Source organism: Nocardioides sp., from assembly GCF_036401255.1.
Taxonomy (GTDB): domain Bacteria; phylum Actinomycetota; class Actinomycetes; order Propionibacteriales; family Nocardioidaceae; genus Nocardioides.
This window is the reverse complement of record NZ_DASWVI010000134.1, coordinates 14207-30352: the sequence shown is the minus strand read 5'-3', so window position 1 is coordinate 30352 and position 16146 is coordinate 14207. Positions and strand designations below refer to the sequence as shown.

The 16146-nt window shown below is 71.0% G+C and carries 14 protein-coding genes; 12 read left to right on the top strand and 2 right to left on the bottom strand.

Annotated features, from left to right (window positions below):
- Positions 1-37 precede the first annotated feature (37 nt).
- Positions 38-817, top strand: a complete 780-nt coding sequence (locus VGD85_RS06025; RefSeq protein ID WP_331062539.1) for a YebC/PmpR family DNA-binding transcriptional regulator — start codon at positions 38-40, stop codon at positions 815-817.
- A 119-nt stretch (positions 818-936) separates the two neighbouring features.
- Here the strand turns inward: VGD85_RS06025 and VGD85_RS06020 are convergent, their stop codons facing one another.
- Positions 937-1932: a type IV toxin-antitoxin system AbiEi family antitoxin domain-containing protein gene (locus VGD85_RS06020; RefSeq protein WP_331062538.1), complete on the bottom strand. Its 996-nt coding sequence runs from the start codon at positions 1930-1932 to the stop codon at positions 937-939.
- Between the two features lie 303 nt (positions 1933-2235).
- Here VGD85_RS06020 and ruvC point away from each other — a divergent pair, with 303 nt between their 5' ends.
- The 8 genes from ruvC (at position 2236) to VGD85_RS05980 (ending at position 10770) form a co-directional block, all read left to right on the top strand.
- Positions 2236-2769 (top strand): crossover junction endodeoxyribonuclease RuvC, encoded by a 534-nt coding sequence (ruvC, locus tag VGD85_RS06015; protein WP_331062537.1) that lies wholly within the window; start codon positions 2236-2238, stop codon positions 2767-2769.
- Complete coding sequence (gene ruvA / locus VGD85_RS06010) at positions 2766-3365, top strand: Holliday junction branch migration protein RuvA (RefSeq protein WP_331062536.1); 600 nt, start codon at positions 2766-2768, stop codon at positions 3363-3365. The genes ruvC and ruvA overlap by 4 nt, the downstream gene beginning before the upstream one ends.
- A 4-nt stretch (positions 3366-3369) precedes the next feature.
- On the top strand, positions 3370-4452 hold the full coding sequence (gene ruvB, locus VGD85_RS06005) for a Holliday junction branch migration DNA helicase RuvB (protein WP_331062535.1): 1083 nt from the start codon (positions 3370-3372) through the stop codon (positions 4450-4452).
- 143 nt (positions 4453-4595) lie between these two features.
- Positions 4596-4907, top strand: a complete 312-nt coding sequence (yajC, locus tag VGD85_RS06000) for a preprotein translocase subunit YajC (protein WP_331062534.1) — start codon at positions 4596-4598, stop codon at positions 4905-4907.
- 1 nt (position 4908) lies between these two features.
- Complete coding sequence (gene secD / locus VGD85_RS05995; protein WP_331062533.1) at positions 4909-6657, top strand: protein translocase subunit SecD; 1749 nt, start codon at positions 4909-4911, stop codon at positions 6655-6657.
- Entirely contained in the window at positions 6657-7895 is a 1239-nt protein-coding gene (gene secF, locus VGD85_RS05990; RefSeq protein ID WP_331062532.1) for a protein translocase subunit SecF, read from the top strand. The genes secD and secF overlap by 1 nt, the downstream gene beginning before the upstream one ends.
- Entirely contained in the window at positions 7892-8446 is a 555-nt protein-coding gene (locus tag VGD85_RS05985; protein ID WP_331062531.1) for an adenine phosphoribosyltransferase, read from the top strand. The genes secF and VGD85_RS05985 overlap by 4 nt, the downstream gene beginning before the upstream one ends.
- A 92-nt stretch (positions 8447-8538) precedes the next feature.
- Complete coding sequence (locus tag VGD85_RS05980; protein WP_331062540.1) at positions 8539-10770, top strand: bifunctional (p)ppGpp synthetase/guanosine-3',5'-bis(diphosphate) 3'-pyrophosphohydrolase; 2232 nt, start codon at positions 8539-8541, stop codon at positions 10768-10770.
- A gap of 118 nt (positions 10771-10888) precedes the next feature.
- Here the strand turns inward: VGD85_RS05980 and VGD85_RS05975 are convergent, their stop codons facing one another.
- Positions 10889-12118 carry a DUF349 domain-containing protein gene (locus VGD85_RS05975; RefSeq protein WP_331062530.1) on the bottom strand — a complete coding sequence of 410 codons (1230 nt, stop codon included), beginning with the start codon at positions 12116-12118 and terminating at the stop codon, positions 10889-10891.
- Positions 12119-12264: 146 nt separating this feature from the next.
- On the opposite strand from VGD85_RS05975, the gene VGD85_RS05970 reads away from it, so the two are divergent.
- From VGD85_RS05970 to aspS, 3 genes are read left to right on the top strand one after another with little or no spacing between them, the layout of a single operon-like run.
- Complete coding sequence (locus VGD85_RS05970; RefSeq protein WP_331062529.1) at positions 12265-12948, top strand: MBL fold metallo-hydrolase; 684 nt, start codon at positions 12265-12267, stop codon at positions 12946-12948.
- A gap of 1 nt (position 12949) precedes the next feature.
- Positions 12950-14326 (top strand): histidine--tRNA ligase, encoded by a 1377-nt coding sequence (gene hisS / locus VGD85_RS05965; RefSeq protein WP_331062528.1) that lies wholly within the window; start codon positions 12950-12952, stop codon positions 14324-14326.
- Positions 14323-16095 (top strand): aspartate--tRNA ligase, encoded by a 1773-nt coding sequence (gene aspS / locus VGD85_RS05960; protein ID WP_331062527.1) that lies wholly within the window; start codon positions 14323-14325, stop codon positions 16093-16095. The genes hisS and aspS overlap by 4 nt, the downstream gene beginning before the upstream one ends.
- Positions 16096-16146: the final 51 nt, after the last annotated feature.

Here is a 16146-nt window from a genome sequence, read left to right as displayed (position 1 = left end):
CGTGGACCTGGTCACCGAGGAGAGATAGGGATACGCCATGTCTGGCCACTCCAAGTGGGCGACCACCAAGCACAAGAAGGCGGCGATCGACGCCAAGCGCGGCAAGCTGTTCGCCAAGCTGATCAAGAACATCGAGATCGCGGCCAAGATGGGCGGTCCTGACCCGGCCGGCAACCCCACGCTCTACGACGCCATCCAGAAGGCCAAGAAGCAGTCGGTCCCCAACAAGAACATCGACTCCGCGGTCAAGCGCGGCGGCGGCCTCGAGAGCGGCGGCGTCGACTACGAGACGATCATGTACGAGGCCTACGGGCCCCAGGGCGTGGCGCTGCTGGTCGAGTGCCTGACCGACAACCGCAACCGCGCGGCGATGGAGGTCCGCACCGCGGTCACCCGCAACGGCGGCACCATGGCCGACCCGGGCTCGGTCTCCCGACTGTTCACCCGCAAGGGCGTCGTGGTCGTGGAGAAGGCCCAGGAGCGCGGCGGCAAGCCCTGGGAGATCAGCGAGGACGACATCCTCGAGGCGACCCTCGACGCGGGCGCGGAGGAGGTCGACGACCTGGGGGAGAGCTTCGAGATCCAGTCGGAGGCCTCCGACGTCGTCGCGGTGCGCACGGCGCTCCAGGCGGCCGGCATCGACTACGACTCCGCCGAGGTGCAGTTCGTCGCCACGCTCGACATCCCGGTCGCCGAGACCGACGTCGCGGGCAAGGTGTTCCGCCTGGTCGACGTGCTTGACGACCTCGACGACGTGCAGAACGTGTTCACCAACGCCGACATCCCCGACGACGTGCTGGAGACCCTGGACGCGTAGGCCGGCCGTTCACCGGGGCCGAGCCGACTTGCTGTAACGCCGTGTTACCCCAACCTCCGCCCCTGATGCAGCGGGGTGGTTAGGCGGGGTAAACGGGCGTTACAGCAGATGAAGCGACCTCAGCGGCCCGGCCGGCGCACGATGTACGGCGCCAGGTCGCTGATGTCGGTGCCGAACCGAGTGCAGGTGTCGTGGTACTCCCGCAGCAGCCGGCGGTGGGCGGCGTGCGCGCCGCCACGGCAGTCGAAGGCGGTGATCCGCGAGACGCCGAGCTTGAAGCCCTGAATGAAGTCCTGGCGCTCCTTCTCGTTCCACAAGACCGTTCCGGGGTCCTCGCCGAGTGCGTTGGCCGGGGTGTACTTCAGGTGCCCGTCGGCCTCGAAGAGGTGTCGTCCGATCCGCATGTCGCACCACACGGTCCGGTTGCCGTCGGTCAATCCGAACTGGGTCTCCGGACGCCCGATGCCCAGTGAAGCCAGGAGCACCCGCGCCTCGGACTCCAGCCACGACTCGGCGCCCGGGTCGGCGAGGCGCAGCGCGGCGTCCATCACCCGGCTGCCGGGCCAGCACCGCATCGCCTGCCGAGCCCGGTCGAGATCCGCACGGGTCGCGCCCCCGCGGAGCGCGGCATCACAGCAGGCGACGCCCGCGATCAGTCCGTGCTCTCGCGCCATGTCGAGTGCCGTGCGCGCACGGTCGAGCACCCGCATCCCGTCCACGGCGACCACTTGATCGTCGGCGTACGGCGCCAGGTGATGTTTGACGCCAGCCCGGTCCGCGTCGCCGTGGACCTTCGGGCGGGTGATGTGGACCAGGGCGGTCCGCGGGTCCGGGCAGCCGAGGCCGAGCAGCAGCGCGGCCGAATCGTGGCTCAGCACATGGTCGGACCGCAGGCACTCCTGAGCCGCACGGATGCGGAGCAGCGGGCGGTCATGGAACTCGTCGAGAGCGTTCCACTGCTCGGCCGGGACGAAGACCCCGCGGCGCAGGCGCACCAGATGGCCGTGCTTGACCAGGCGACGCAGATCGGCGTCGTCGAGTCCGGCAGCGGTTGCCATGGACCGGGTGATGAGGCCGTGTGGGTCGGGGTGGAGGAGCGGATGCCGGATGAACATGTCAGGAGGCTCGCCCGGGCGCTTCCCCGAGTCGATCAGCGGACGGCTCGGCTGTGGACGAACCGGCCCCGGTGCCACGTGTGGATGTCAGGTGGGCTGCTCGCCGCTCGCTGTAACGCCCTGTGACCCCACCAACCACTCCGGTTGCAGCATGGTCGCAGGAAGGGGTAAACGGGCGTTACAGCGGATCAGGGCAGCTGCGACCCGCCCCGCGAGCAACCCGCCGGGCGTGTCGTGAGGGCCCGAGGGGGCGTTGCCGGTTAGCGTTGGCTCCGAACACCTGTTCGGACGGAGGCTGACGGCATGCGCGTGCTCGGGATCGATCCCGGCCTGACCCGCTGCGGCATGGGCGTGGTCGAGGGCTCGGTCGGCCGGCCGCTGACGCTGGTCGACGTCAACGTGTTGCGCACCTCCGCCGACCTCCCCGTGCCGGAGCGGCTGGTGACCATCGAGCGCGGGGTCGAGGCCTGGATCGAGGAGTACGCGCCCGACGCGGTCGCGATCGAGCGGGTCTTCGCGCGCTCCGACGTCAGCACGGTCATGGGCACGGCGCAGGCCAGCGGCGTGGCGATGGTCGTCGCCGCGCGCTGCGGGCTGCCGATCGGGCTGCACACCCCCAGCGAGGTCAAGGCGGCGGTGTCGGGCAACGGTCGCGCCGCCAAGGCCCAGGTCGGCGCGATGGTGACCCGGATCCTGCGGCTCGACGTGATGCCCAAGCCGGCCGACGCCGCTGATGCCCTTGCGCTGGCCATCACCCACATCTGGCGTGGCGGCGCGCAGGCCCGCATCGACGCGGCGATGGCCGCAGCTCGGCAACAAGAGAGGAGCAGACGATGATCGCCTTCGTGCGGGGCCAGGTGGCCGCGGTGACGCTCTCGAGCGCCGTCGTCGAGGTCGGCGGCGTCGGCCTCGACGTGATGTGCACGCCGAGCACGCTCGCGACCCTCCGGGTGGGGCAGCAGGCCACCCTCCCGACCAGCATGGTGGTCCGTGAGGACTCCCTGACGCTGTTCGGCTTCACCGACGAGGACGAGAAGCAGACCTTCGAGCTGTTGCAGACCGCCTCCGGAGTGGGCCCCAAGCTCGCCCAGGCGATGCTGGCCGTGCTCTCCACCGACGACCTGCGCACCGCGATCGCCGGCGACGACGTCAAGACGCTGACCCGGGTCCCCGGCATCGGCCAGAAGGGCGCCCAGCGGATCATCCTGGAGCTGCGCGACCGCATCGGCGCCCCGACGGGCTCCGGACGGCAAGTCGCTCCGGCATCGGCGGGCGCGCTGTGGCGCGACCAGGTGCACCAGGGTCTCGTCGGCCTGGGCTGGCCGGCGCGCGACGCCGAGAAGGCCGTCGAGGCGGTCGCCCCCGAGGCCGGCGACGTGCCCGACGTCGCGGCGCTGCTGCGTGCCGCGCTGCGGACGCTGAGCAAGGCCTGAGCCGGTGACGTTCCACGAGGAGGACCTCGACCAGGCCGAGGCGGCCCACGTCCGCTCGCTGACCGCGGCCGAGGCGGACGGCGACGAGCGCGCCGTCGAGGCGGCGCTGCGACCGCGCACGCTCGACGAGGTCGTCGGCCAGGTGCGGGTGCGCGACCAGCTCGGCCTGGTCCTCGAGGCGGCCCGCCGGCGCGGGCGGGCACCCGACCACGTGCTGCTGTCCGGTCCGCCCGGCCTCGGCAAGACGACACTGGCGATGATCATCGCCAGCGAGATGGGTGCGCCGCTGCGGCTGACCAGCGGCCCGGCGATCACCCATGCCGGTGACCTCGCCGCGATCCTGTCGGGGATGAACGAAGGCGACGTCCTCTTCGTCGACGAGATCCACCGGATGTCGCGGCCGGCCGAGGAGATGCTCTACATGGCGATGGAGGACTTCCGGGTCGACGTCGTCATCGGCAAGGGTCCTGGAGCCACGGCGATCCCGCTCGAGATCCCGCCGTTCACCCTGGTCGGCGCGACCACGCGCGCGGGCCTACTGCCGGGCCCGCTGCGCGACCGGTTCGGCTTCACCGCCCACCTGGAGTTCTACGAGGCCGACGAGCTCGACACGATCGTCCAGCGCTCGGCCCGCCTGCTCGACGTACCCGTGCTCCCCGAGGGGACCGCCGAGATCGCGTCGCGCTCCCGCGGTACGCCGCGGATCGCCAACCGCCTGCTGCGCCGGGTGCGCGACTACGCGCAGGTGCGCGCCGATGGGCTGGTCACCCTCGAGGTCGCCCATGACGCCCTCGACCTCTACGAGGTCGACCAGCTCGGCCTGGACCGGCTCGACCGCGGTGTCCTCGATGCCCTGTGCCGCCGCTTCGGCGGCGGACCGGTCGGCATCTCCACGCTCGCGGTGGCCGTGGGGGAGGAGCGCGAGACCGTCGAGGAGGTCGCCGAGCCGTTCCTGGTCCGCAACGGCTTCCTGGTCCGCACCCCCCGCGGACGCGTCGCCACGCCGGCGGCCTGGGAGCATCTCGGCCTCAGCGCGCCGCCCACGCTCACCCTGCCCGACGCCGACCTGCCGCTCTTCGACGACTGACGGCTCCACGCCGGAGGGCCCCGGATTGGCGGCCCGCACCGGCGGCACGGTTATGCTTGCCCGTCGACCGGCCCGGTCTCGGGCCGCGCATCCGGTGAGCGCGCTCGCGCGCCTGCCGTTCCATGTCGTTGAGAGGTTGTTCCGTGCTGGAGTTGCTGCCGCTTGTCGGCATCGCCCTGCTCTTGTGGTTGCTGATGATCCGGCCGATGAGCCGGCGCCAGAAGGAACTCGGCCGCATGCAGTCCTCGTTGTCCGTGGGGGACGAGATCGTCCTGACGTCCGGTGTCTACGGCACCATCCGCGAGCTCGAGGACACCGTCGTGCACGTGGAGGTCGCTCCGGGGGTGACCCTCAAGGTCGCCCGGGGCGCCGTGGGCAACATCGCCACCAAGGTGGACGAGCCGGACGTGACCGACGACCGGCCGGAGGGCACCCCCGGCCCGGAGGAGAGCTGAGATGGCACGCAAGTCGTTCCGCCCCGGACGGACCCTGGTGGTCTTCTTCCTGGTGGTGGCCGTCTCCTACGGGCTCGTAGCGCTCGGCGGCACCTGGAAGCCCGAGCTGGGCCTCGACCTCAAGGGCGGCACCCGGATCACGCTCACCACGAACGGCAGCCCCGAGGCGGATCAGCTCGACGAGGCGGCCGGCATCATCGACGAGCGCGTCAACAGCTCGGGTGTCGCCGAGGCCGAGGTGACGACCCAGGGCGGCAACCACATCATCGTCGAGATCCCCGGTCCGACATCGAACTCACTCGTCGGTCTGGCCACCCGCACCGCGCAGCTGCGCTTCCGTACGGTCGCCTGCAGCAGCATCGACCCCGGACCCTGCGGCACCACGACCTCCCCGGTGCTCCCGAGCGACGGTGCGTCGGGACTGCCCTCGACCGAGCCGTCCGGCCAGGCGTCGGAGAAGCCGTCGGGCAAGAAGTCCGACAAGTCCGGGGCCTCCAAGAACCGACCCGGCTTCCTCGCCAAGCCGTCGGCCAAGGAACCGTCCCAGACGGCCTCGCCCAGCGAGTCCCCGACGGAGTCCTCGAGCCAGGCCCCGACGGAGTCGCCGAGCGAGCCCGCCAGCGACGCGCCCGCAGCGTCCGACGATCCCGCGCAGATGGCGCTGGACTTCATGACCGACCCCGGCAAGGCGGCGATCGAGGCGTTCAACGCCTACTCCTGCCCAGCGACCAAGCCGGTCGAGGATGTCCCCGGCAAGTTCCTGGTCACCTGCGGCACCGAGGCCGAGGGCGAGGCCAACGTGAAGTTCCTGCTCTCGCCCACGGCCGTGGAGGGCACCGATCTCAACGACGCGCAGGCGGACCCCCCCTCGCAGAACAATGCGACCTGGATCGTCCGGCTGTCGCTTGGCGGCGAGGGCAAGCAGGTCTTCGCCGACCTGTCGCGCGCGATGGTCAACAAGGGTCAGCAGTTCGCGGTCGTCCTCGACGGTCAGGTGATCTCCCACCCCGGCTTCACCGGTGTCATCCCCAACGGGCAGGCGGAGATCCAGGGCAACTTCACCAAGACCTCGGCGCAGTCGCTCGCAACCAGCCTGCGGTACGGCGCGCTGCCGGTCGCGTTCGACGAGAAGGCGACGTCGGTGGAGCAGATCGGCGCCTCGCTCGCCGGCGACCAGCTCTCGGCCGGCATCCTCGCGGGCATCGTCGGCCTGATCCTGGTGATGATCTACAGCCTGATCTACTACCGCGGCCTCGGCCTCGTGGTGATCGCCTCGCTCGTGGTCGCCGGTGTCGTGACGTACTCGATGGTCCTGCTGCTGAGCAAGACCGCAGGGTTCACGCTGACCCTGCCCGGCATCGCGGGCCTGATCGTCGCGGTCGGCATCACCGCCGACTCGTTCATCGTCTACTTCGAGCGGATCCGCGACGAGATGCGCGACGGCAAGTCCATGCGGGTGGCGGTGCAGGCCGGCTGGAAGCGGGCCCGGAACACCTGCCTGGCCGCGGACGCCGTCTCGCTGCTCGCCGCGATCGTGCTCTACATCTTCGCCACCGGCGTCGTGAAGGGCTTCGCGTTCACGCTCGGCCTCTCCACGCTCATCGACCTCGCGATCTTCTTCTGGTTCACCCACCCGCTGGTGACGGTGCTCGGGAAGTACTCGTTCTTCAACCGGGGACACAAGCTCTCCGGCCTCGACGCGGAGGCGCTCGGCGTCGACCGCATCAACACCGTGGGAGGGAGGGCCTGATGGGCAAGTTCTCACGCCTGGGCAACCACCTCTACTCCGGCGAGAAGTCGATCGACTTCGTCGGCCGCAAGTGGCTCTGGTACTCGATCTCGGCCGTCATCGTGCTCCTCGCCGTGCTCGGCCTCTCGGTCAAGGGCCTGGACATGGGCATCGAGTTCGTCGGCGGCGCCGAGTACAAGGTCAAGGTCGAGCAGGCCGACCAGGCGCTCGCCGACGAGCTCCGGGCCGACATCGCCGACACCGGGATCGACGCGGCGCAGCAGCCCGTGGTCACCACCAGCGGCCAGGACGCTCTCCTCGTCCAGGTCAAGCCCCTGACCACGGCCGAGAACGCCGAGATCAAGGACACGATCGCCGCCACCACAGGCACCGACGCGACCGAGATCAGCGCGACCGAGATCGGCCCCAGCTGGGGCAAGGAGATCGCGAAGCGCGCCGGCACCGGCCTCGTGGTGTTCCTGGTCCTGGTCGTGCTGTTCATCTGGGCCTACTTCCGCGAATGGAAGATGTCGGTCGGTGCGATCGTCGCCCTCGCGCACGACGTCGTGATCACGGTCGGCGTCTACGCGCTCTCCGGATTCGAGGTCACGCCCGCCACGGTCACGGGTCTGCTGACGATCCTCGGCTTCTCGCTCTACGACACGGTCGTCGTCTTCGACAAGGTGCGCGAGAACACCCACAACCTGCGCGAGAGCCGCACGACGTACGCCAAGGCCGCCAACCTCGCGGTCAACCAGACGCTCGTCCGCTCGATCAACACCTCGATCGTGGCGCTGATCCCCGTCGGCGCGATCCTGTACGTCGGAGCCGTCCAGCTCGGTGCGAGCACGCTGAAGGACCTCGCGCTGGCCCTGTTCGTCGGCATGGCCGCCGGTGCCTACTCGTCGATCTTCATCGCCACCCCGCTGGTGGTGCAGCTCAAGGCCGGCGAGACCGACGTGATCCAGGCCGAGAAGCGCGACAAGGCCCGCCAGAAGAAGCTCGAGGCCGACCGGTACGCCTCGGTCCCGGCGTTCACCGAGGACATGCCGATCCACGACGAGCCCGGCGCCACCGACGTCCCCGAGGGCGACGGTCCGGTCGCTCGACCGGCAGCTCCCACGCACGAGACCGCGGCGCCCGAGACCGCCGGTCGCGGGCGGATCGCGCCCCAGGGGCACGGCCCGGTCCGTCCCTCGAGTGCCGCGGGCCGCCGGCAGCCGACCCGGCAGCCGCGCTCCAAGCGGGGCAAGAAGTGACCCAGTCGCCGGCCGTAGCAGGGCTGGAGGATGCGCTCGCGCTGATCGCCGACGTCCCGGACTTTCCCGAGCCCGGGGTGCTGTTCAAGGACATCACCCCGCTGCTCGCCGACCACACGGCCCTCGCGCTGGTGGTCGAGGCGCTCGCAGCGCCCGCGCGTGACACGACTGGGACCCCGGTCGTCGACAAGGTGCTCGGCATGGAGTCGCGCGGCTTCATCCTGGGCGCACCGGTCGCCTTGGCGCTGGGAGTCGGGTTCGTCCCGGTCCGCAAGGCCGGCAAGCTCCCGCGCCCGACGTACGCCGTCTCCTACGCCCTGGAGTACGGCGAGGCCACGCTCGAGGTGCACCGCGACGCACTCGAGCCGGGGGAGCGGGTGCTGCTGGTCGACGACGTGCTCGCCACCGGCGGGACCGCCAAGGCGACCATCGACCTGGTCGAGAAGTGCGGAGCCAGCGTGCACGCCGTGGCGATGCTGATGGAGCTGGGCTTCCTCCCGGGACGCGAGACGATCGGCTCCGTCCCGCTCACGACGCTGCTGACCGTCTGAGCCGTACGTAGACTGGTCGAGTGACCGAGGAACGCACCGCCCCGCCCGAGCAGGAGCGGCGCGCCTCGGAGCCGGCACCGTCGACGCGCAGCATGCGGGCGCGGTTCGCCCGGATGGGCACCCGCAACCAGGGCGCCAACCCGGTGCTCGAGCCGCTGTTCCGCTCGGTGCGGGCCAACCACCCCAAGGCGGACCTGGCACTGCTGGAGCGGGCCTACACCACCGCCGAGCGCATGCACGGCACCCAGACCCGCAAGAGCGGTGACCCCTACATCACCCACCCGCTCGCGGTGACCACGATCCTCGCCGACATCGGCATGACCGAGCCGACGCTCGCCGCCGCGCTGCTGCACGACACGGTCGAGGACACGCCGTACACCCTCGAGCAGGTGCGCCAGGACTTCGGCGAGGAGATCGCCCAGCTGGTCGACGGAGTCACCAAGCTCGACAAGGTCAAGTACGGCGACTCCGCGCAGGCCGAGACGATCCGGAAGATGATCGTCGCGATGTCGCGCGACATCCGGGTGCTGGTGATCAAGCTCGCCGACCGGCTGCACAACATGCGGACGCTGCGCTACGTGCGGCAGGAGACCCAGGAGCGGGTCGCCCGCGAGACGCTCGACATCTACGCGCCGCTGGCCCACCGGCTGGGCATGAACACGATCAAGTGGGAGCTCGAGGACCTCGCGTTCGCGACCCTGCACCCCAAGATCTACGACGAGATCGTCCGCATGGTCGCCGAGCGGGCGCCCTCGCGCGACCAGTTCCTCGCCGAGGTGATCGCCCAGGTCGAGGCGGACCTGCGCGAGGCGAAGGTGAAGGCGTCGGTCACCGGCCGACCCAAGCACTACTACTCGATCTACCAGAAGATGATCGTCGGAGGTCGCGAGTTCTCCGACATCTACGACCTGGTCGGCATCCGCGTGCTCGTCGAGAACGACCGTGACTGCTACACCGTGCTCGGCATCCTGCACGCCCGCTGGAACCCGGTCCTCGGCCGGTTCAAGGACTACGTCGCGATGCCGAAGTTCAACATGTACCAGTCGCTGCACACGACGGTCATCGGGCCGCAGGGCAAGCCGGTCGAGCTGCAGATCCGCACGTTCGCGATGCACCGGCGCGCCGAGTACGGCGTCGCGGCGCACTGGAAGTACAAGGAGGACGGCCGGGCCGGGATCGACACCGACCGCGCGGGCGACCTCGACGACATGACCTGGGTGCGCCAGCTGCTCGACTGGCAGAACGAGGTCGAGGACCCCGGGGAGTTCCTGGAGTCGCTGCGCTTCGAGATCAACCGGGCCGAGGTCTACGTCTTCACGCCGCGAGGCGACGTGATCGCGCTGCCCGCCGGGTCCACGCCGGTCGACTTCGCGTACGCCGTGCACACCGAGGTCGGCCACCACACGATCGGCGCGCGGGTCAACGGGCGGCTGGTGCCGCTGGAGTCGGCGCTCGAGAACGGCGACGTCGTCGAGGTCTTCACCTCCAAGGCGCCCAACGCCGGCCCGTCGCGCGACTGGCTCGGGTTCGTGAAGTCGCCGCGGGCGAAGTCGAAGATCCGGCAGTGGTTCACCAAGGAGCGGCGCGAGGAGGCGATCGACCGCGGCAAGGAGCAGATCGCCAAGCTGATGCGCAAGGAGGGGCTGCCGCTCAAGCGGCTGCTCTCCCACGAGTCGCTGACGCTGGCCGCCGGGCACTTCAAGCTCGGTGACGTCTCGGCGCTCTACGCCGCCGTCGGCGAGGGCAACCTGTCGGCGCAGGCCGTCGTACGCCGCGTGATCGACGTCCACGGCGGCGACGAGGGTGCCGCCGAGGACCTCGCCGAGGGCGTGACGATCACCGGGCGGCGCACCCGCTCGAAGGTGCAGCCGGGCGGCGACGCCGGTGTGATCGTCAAGGGCGCCGCCGACGTCTGGGTCAAGCTCGCGAAGTGCTGCACCCCGGTGCCACCGGACCCGATCCTCGGCTTCGTGACCAAGGGCGGGGGAGTGTCGGTGCACCGGCAGAACTGCACCAACGCCGCGAGCCTTCAGGCCCAGCCCGAGCGGCTGCTCGACGTCGAGTGGGCCCCGACCGGCCAGTCGAGCTTCCTGGTCAACATCCAGGTCGAGGCCCTCGACCGTGCACGGCTGCTCTCCGACATCACGATGGCGCTGTCCGACGCGCACGTCGACATCCTCAGCGCCAACCTCTCCACCACACGCGACCGGGTCGCCAAGAGCCGCTTCACCTTCGAGATGGCCGAGGCCAAGCACCTCGACAACGTGCTCAAGGCCGTCCGCTCCGTGCCCGGCGTCTTCGACGCCTACCGAGTGACGCAGTAGAGGCCGCTTCCTCGCTCACCGGGTCTCGACCCGCCCGTCGCGACCTCGTCCCTCGGTCGCGGGGCTCGCTCGACCTCCTCCATGAGGTCTGCCGGGCTCGTACCTCGCCCGGCCGCCCTCATCCGGAGAAGTCGGCGCTGGCCCGCTTGGCGGTCTCGAGGAACATCTGGCGCGAGGCGAGGTTGTCCTCGAGCTCCTTGACCTTGCGCTCGTTGCCGGCCGCGCGGGCCTTGTCCAGGTCGGCCTCGACCTGGGCGATCGCGGCCTCGAGCTTGCTGACCATGTCGTCGGCCCGGGCGGACTTCTCGGGGTCCGAGCGGCGCCACTGCTCGTCCTCGACGCCGCGGATCTCCTGCTCGACCTTGCGGATCCGGCCCTCGAGCTCCTTCATCCGGTCCCGCGGCACCTTGCCGGCGGCGTCCCAGCGCTCGGCGATGTCGCGGAAGGTCCGCTTCGCCGCCTCGAGGTCGGTGACCGGCACGAGCGCCTCGGCCTCCTCGAGCAGTCGCTCCTTGACCTCCGCGTTGGCGGCGAACTCCTGGTCCTGCTCGGCCGCCGCGGCGTCGCGGGCGCCGAAGAACGCGTCCTGGGCACCCCGGAACCGCTTCCAGAGCGCGTCGTCGACGTCGCGCGGCGCCGGGCCGGCTGCCTTCCACTGCCGCATCAGGTCGCGGTAGCGCCCGGCCGTGGGGCCCCACTCCGTGGAGCTGGCGAGCTCCTCGGCCTCGGCGGCCAACCGCTCCTTGATCACCCGCGCGGCGTCGCGCTTCTCGTGCTGCTCGGCGAAGTGCGCCTTGCGGCGCCGGGTGTACGCCGTGCGGGCCGTGGAGAACCTGCGCCACAAGGCGTCGTCGGACGAGCGGTCGATGCGGGGGAGCGCCTTCCACTCGTCGAGGAGCTCGCGCATCCGGTTGGCGCCGTTGCGCCAGTCCGACCCCTCGGCGAGCTTCTCCGCCTCGGCGACGATCCGCTCCTTGCTGGCACGCGACTCCGCGGACCGCTGGGCCCGCTCGGCCTTGCGCGCCTCGCGCTGGGTCTCGATCACCGGGCCGAGCGCCTCGAGGCGCGCCGTGAGCGCGGCGAGGTCGCCGACCGCGTTGGCCTCGGTCACCTGGGTCTGGACCGTCCGCACGGAGGCCGCGGCCTCCTCCGGGGACAGCACCCCGGACTGGATCCGCTTCTCGAGCAGCTCGACCTCGAAGGCGAGCGCGTCGTAGCGCTCGGTGAAGAACCTCAGCGCCTCCTCGGGCGTGCCTTCGGGGTACTGGCCGACGGCGCGTTCGCCGTCAGGCACCCTCACGTAGACGGTGCCGTCGTCGTCGACGCGTCCCCATTGCTGGCTACTCACCACGAAGTTCCTTGGTTCCCTCGGTGTGCGCTGAGCGTCCGCCGTCGCGGATCGCAGGGGCCATGCTAGTCATGAACCCCCGTCGTCGCCCGCGCGAGTGTCGCACCGGTGCGGCGGCACCGTCCCTCGCTCGGTAGTCTGCCGTGGTGCTGATCGCCGGATTCCCCGCTGGGCCGTGGGGCACCAACTGCTACGTGGCGGCCACCGGACCCGGCAGCGAGTGCGTGGTCGTCGACCCCGGCATGGACGCGGCCGACGGCATCGCGCAGGTCGTCGCCGAGCACCGGCTCAAGCCGGTGGCCGTGCTGGTGACCCACGGCCACGTCGACCACATGTGGTCCGTGGCGCCGGTCGCGGGGTCGTACGACGCGACCGCCTGGATCCACCCCGAGGACCGTCACCTGCTCGCGAACCCGTCAGCGGCCATGTCGCCCGACACCGCCCAGATGCTGCTGGGCGGCGGCTACGAGTTCGCCGAGCCCGACGACGTGCGCAAGCTCGCCGACCTCCAGGAGCTCGAGCTCGCGGGACTGCGCTTCGTGGTCGACCACACGCCCGGCCACACCCGCGGCTCGGTGACCTTCCGATCGCCGTACGACCGCGAGGACGTCTCCGAGGTGATGTTCTCCGGCGACCTGCTCTTCGCCGGCTCGATCGGGCGCACCGACCTCCCCGGCGGCGACCACCCGACGATGCTGCGCAGCCTCGCCGCGAAGGTGCTCACACTGCCCGACGACGTCGTCGTGCTGCCCGGCCACGGCGAGCAGACGTCGATCGGCCGGGAGCGGGCCACCAACCCCTTCCTCCAGGACCTCCGGCAGGACGTGTGAGATGGCCAAGCCCACCCCGCTGAGCGGGTTCCCCGAGCTGCTGCCCGAGGCGCGCGTCGTCGAGCGCGAGGTGATCGGGTCGCTGTCGCGCACCTCCGAGCTGCACGGGTTCGCCAATATCGAGACCCGCGTGGTCGAGCCTCTCGACCGGCTCGCCAAGGGCGGCGAGATCGACAAGGAGATCTACGTGCTGCGGCGGCTGCAGGCGGGCGCCGAGGACGGCGACTCCGGCCTGGGCCTGCACTTCGACCTCACCGTGCCGTTCGCCCGGTACGTGCTCGAGCACGCCGGCCACCTGGAGTTCCCGTTCCGGCGCTACCAGATCCAGCCGGCCTGGCGCGGCGAGCGGCCGCAGGAGGGCCGGTACCGCCAGTTCACCCAGGCCGACGTCGACATCGTCGGCAAGGACGTCTTGCCCTTCCACCACGACGTCGAGGTGATGCGGGTGATGGTGGACGCGCTCGACGCGCTGCCGATCCCACCGGTGAGCTTCCAGTTCAACAACCGCAAGCTGATCCAGGGGTTCTACCGCGGCCTGGGCGTGCCGGACGTGACGGCGGCGATCCGCACGATCGACAAGCTCGACAAGCTGCCCGCCGCCGAGGTGGCGCAGCTCCTCGTCCGCGACGCGGGCGCGACCCCCGAGCAGGCCGAGCGGTGCCTGGAGCTGGCGACGATCCGGGTGCCCGACGGCTCGTTCGTCGACCGGGTGCGCGCGCTCGGGGTCGAGGACGAGCTGCTCGAGGAGGGCTTGGCCGAGCTGGCCGCCGTCGTCGCGGGCTGCGCCGCCGGCGCCCACCGGCACGTCACGGTCGAGGCCAACCTGCGCATCGCGCGGGGCCTGGACTACTACACCGGCACGGTCGTGGAGATCTTCATGGCCGGCTACGAGCGGCTCAAGTCGGTCGGCGGCGGCGGGCGGTACGACGCCCTGGCGTCGGACGGCCGGACGACCTACCCGGGCGTCGGCGTGTCGTTCGGCGTCTCCCGCTCGCTGATCCCGCTGCTCGCCGATGGCGCCCTCGCCGGCAGCCGGCCCGTGCCGAGCGCGGTGCTGGTGGCTGTCGTCGACGAGGAGAGCCGGGGCGCGAGCACCACCGTGGCCGACGCGCTGCGCGCCCGCGGGATCTCGTGCGAGGTCGCCGCGAGCGCCCAGAAGTTCGGCAAGCAGATCCGGTACGCCGAGCGCCGTGGCATCCCGTACGTGTGGTTCCCCGGCCCCGACGGGCACGAGGTGAAGGACATCCGGTCGGGGGAGCAGGTGGCGGCCGATCCCGACGCCTGGACCCCGCCCGAGGCCGACCTGCGACCGCAGGTGGTCTCGCCGAGCTCGACCAACGAAGCCTCGATCAACGAAGCACAGGAGACGAATCAGTGATCCGTACCCAGGACGCCGGCGCGCTGCGCGCCGAGAACGTCGGCCAGACCGTCACCCTCGCGGGGTGGGTCGCCAACCGGCGCGACCACGGCGGGGTCGCGTTCATCGACCTGCGCGAGGCCAGCGGGGTGGTCCAGGTCGTGATCCGCGACGAGGCGGTGGCCCACCACCTGCGCGCCGAGTACTGCCTCAAGGTGACCGGCGAGGTGACCCGCCGCAAGGAGGGCAACGAGAACCCCAACCTCGCGACCGGTGAGATCGAGGTCGTCGCGGCCGAGGTCGAGGTGCTGAGCGAGGCGGCGCCGCTGCCGTTCCCGATCAGCGAGCACGTGGAGGTGGGGGAGGAGGCGCGCCTCAAGCACCGCTACCTCGACCTGCGGCGCCCGGCGCCCAACCACGCGCTGCGCCTGCGCAGCAAGGTCAACAAGGCCGCCCGCGACGTCCTCGACGCCCACGGCTTCGTCGAGATCGAGACCCCCACCCTCACCCGGTCCACACCCGAGGGGGCCCGCGACTTCCTGGTGCCGGCCCGGCTCCAGCCGGGCAGCTGGTACGCCTTGCCGCAGAGCCCGCAGCTGTTCAAGCAGCTGCTGATGGTCGCCGGCATGGAGCGCTACTACCAGATCGCCCGCTGCTACCGCGACGAGGACTTCCGCGCCGACCGCCAGCCGGAGTTCACCCAGCTCGACATCGAGATGAGCTTCGTCGAGCAGGACGACGTGCTCGCGGTGGCCGAGGAGATCCTCGTCGCGCTGTGGAAGCTCGTCGGCTACGACGTACCCCTCCCGATCCCGCGGATGACCTACGCCGAGTCGATGGCCCGCTACGGCACCGACAAGCCCGACCTCCGGATGGGCCAGGAGCTCGTCGACTGCACGGCGTACTTCCGTGACACGCCGTTCCGGGTGTTCCAGGCCGACTACGTCGGCGCGGTGGTGATGCCGGGCGGCGCGAGCCAGCCGCGCAAGCAGCTCGACGCCTGGCAGGAGTGGGCCAAGCAACGGGGCGCCAGGGGCCTGGCCTACGTGCTCGTGCAGGACGACGGCGCGCTCACCGGACCGGTGTCGAAGAACCTCTCCGAGAGCGAGCTGGCGGGCCTGGCCGCCCACGTCGGCGCCCAGCCCGGCGACTGCGTCTTCTTCGCTGCCGGCGCCGTGAAGCCCAGCCGGGCGCTGCTCGGCGCCGCGCGGCTCGAGATCGGTCGCCGCTGCGGGCTGATCGACGGGGACGCCTGGAGCTTCTTGTGGGTCGTCGACGCGCCGCTGTTCGAGCCGACCGCCGACGCCACCGCCTCCGGCGACGTGGCGCTGGGCTACAGCGCGTGGACCGCCGTGCACCACGCGTTCACCTCCCCGCAGGACGTGGAGGGCTTCGACGCCGACCCCGGGAGCGCGCTGGCCTGGGCCTACGACATCGTCTGCAACGGCAACGAGATCGGCGGAGGCTCGATCCGTATCCACCGCGAGGACGTCCAGAAGCGGGTCTTCGCGATCATGGGGATCGACGAGGACGAGGCGCAGGAGAAGTTCGGGTTCCTCCTCGAGGCCTTCAAGTACGGCGCGCCCCCGCACGGCGGCATCGCGTTCGGCTGGGACCGGATCGTGGCGCTGCTCGCCCACACCGAGTCGATCCGCGACGTGATCGCCTTCCCCAAGTCCGGTGGCGGGTTCGATCCCCTCACCGCAGCTCCTGCGCCGATCACGCCCGAGCAGCGCAAGGAGGCGGGCGTGGACGCCCAGCCGCAGCAGGATGAGCCGTCCGAAAGCTGATCCAGCGGACGCCGGGGCTAACGTCCCGAGACCAGATCGTTACACGCAGTA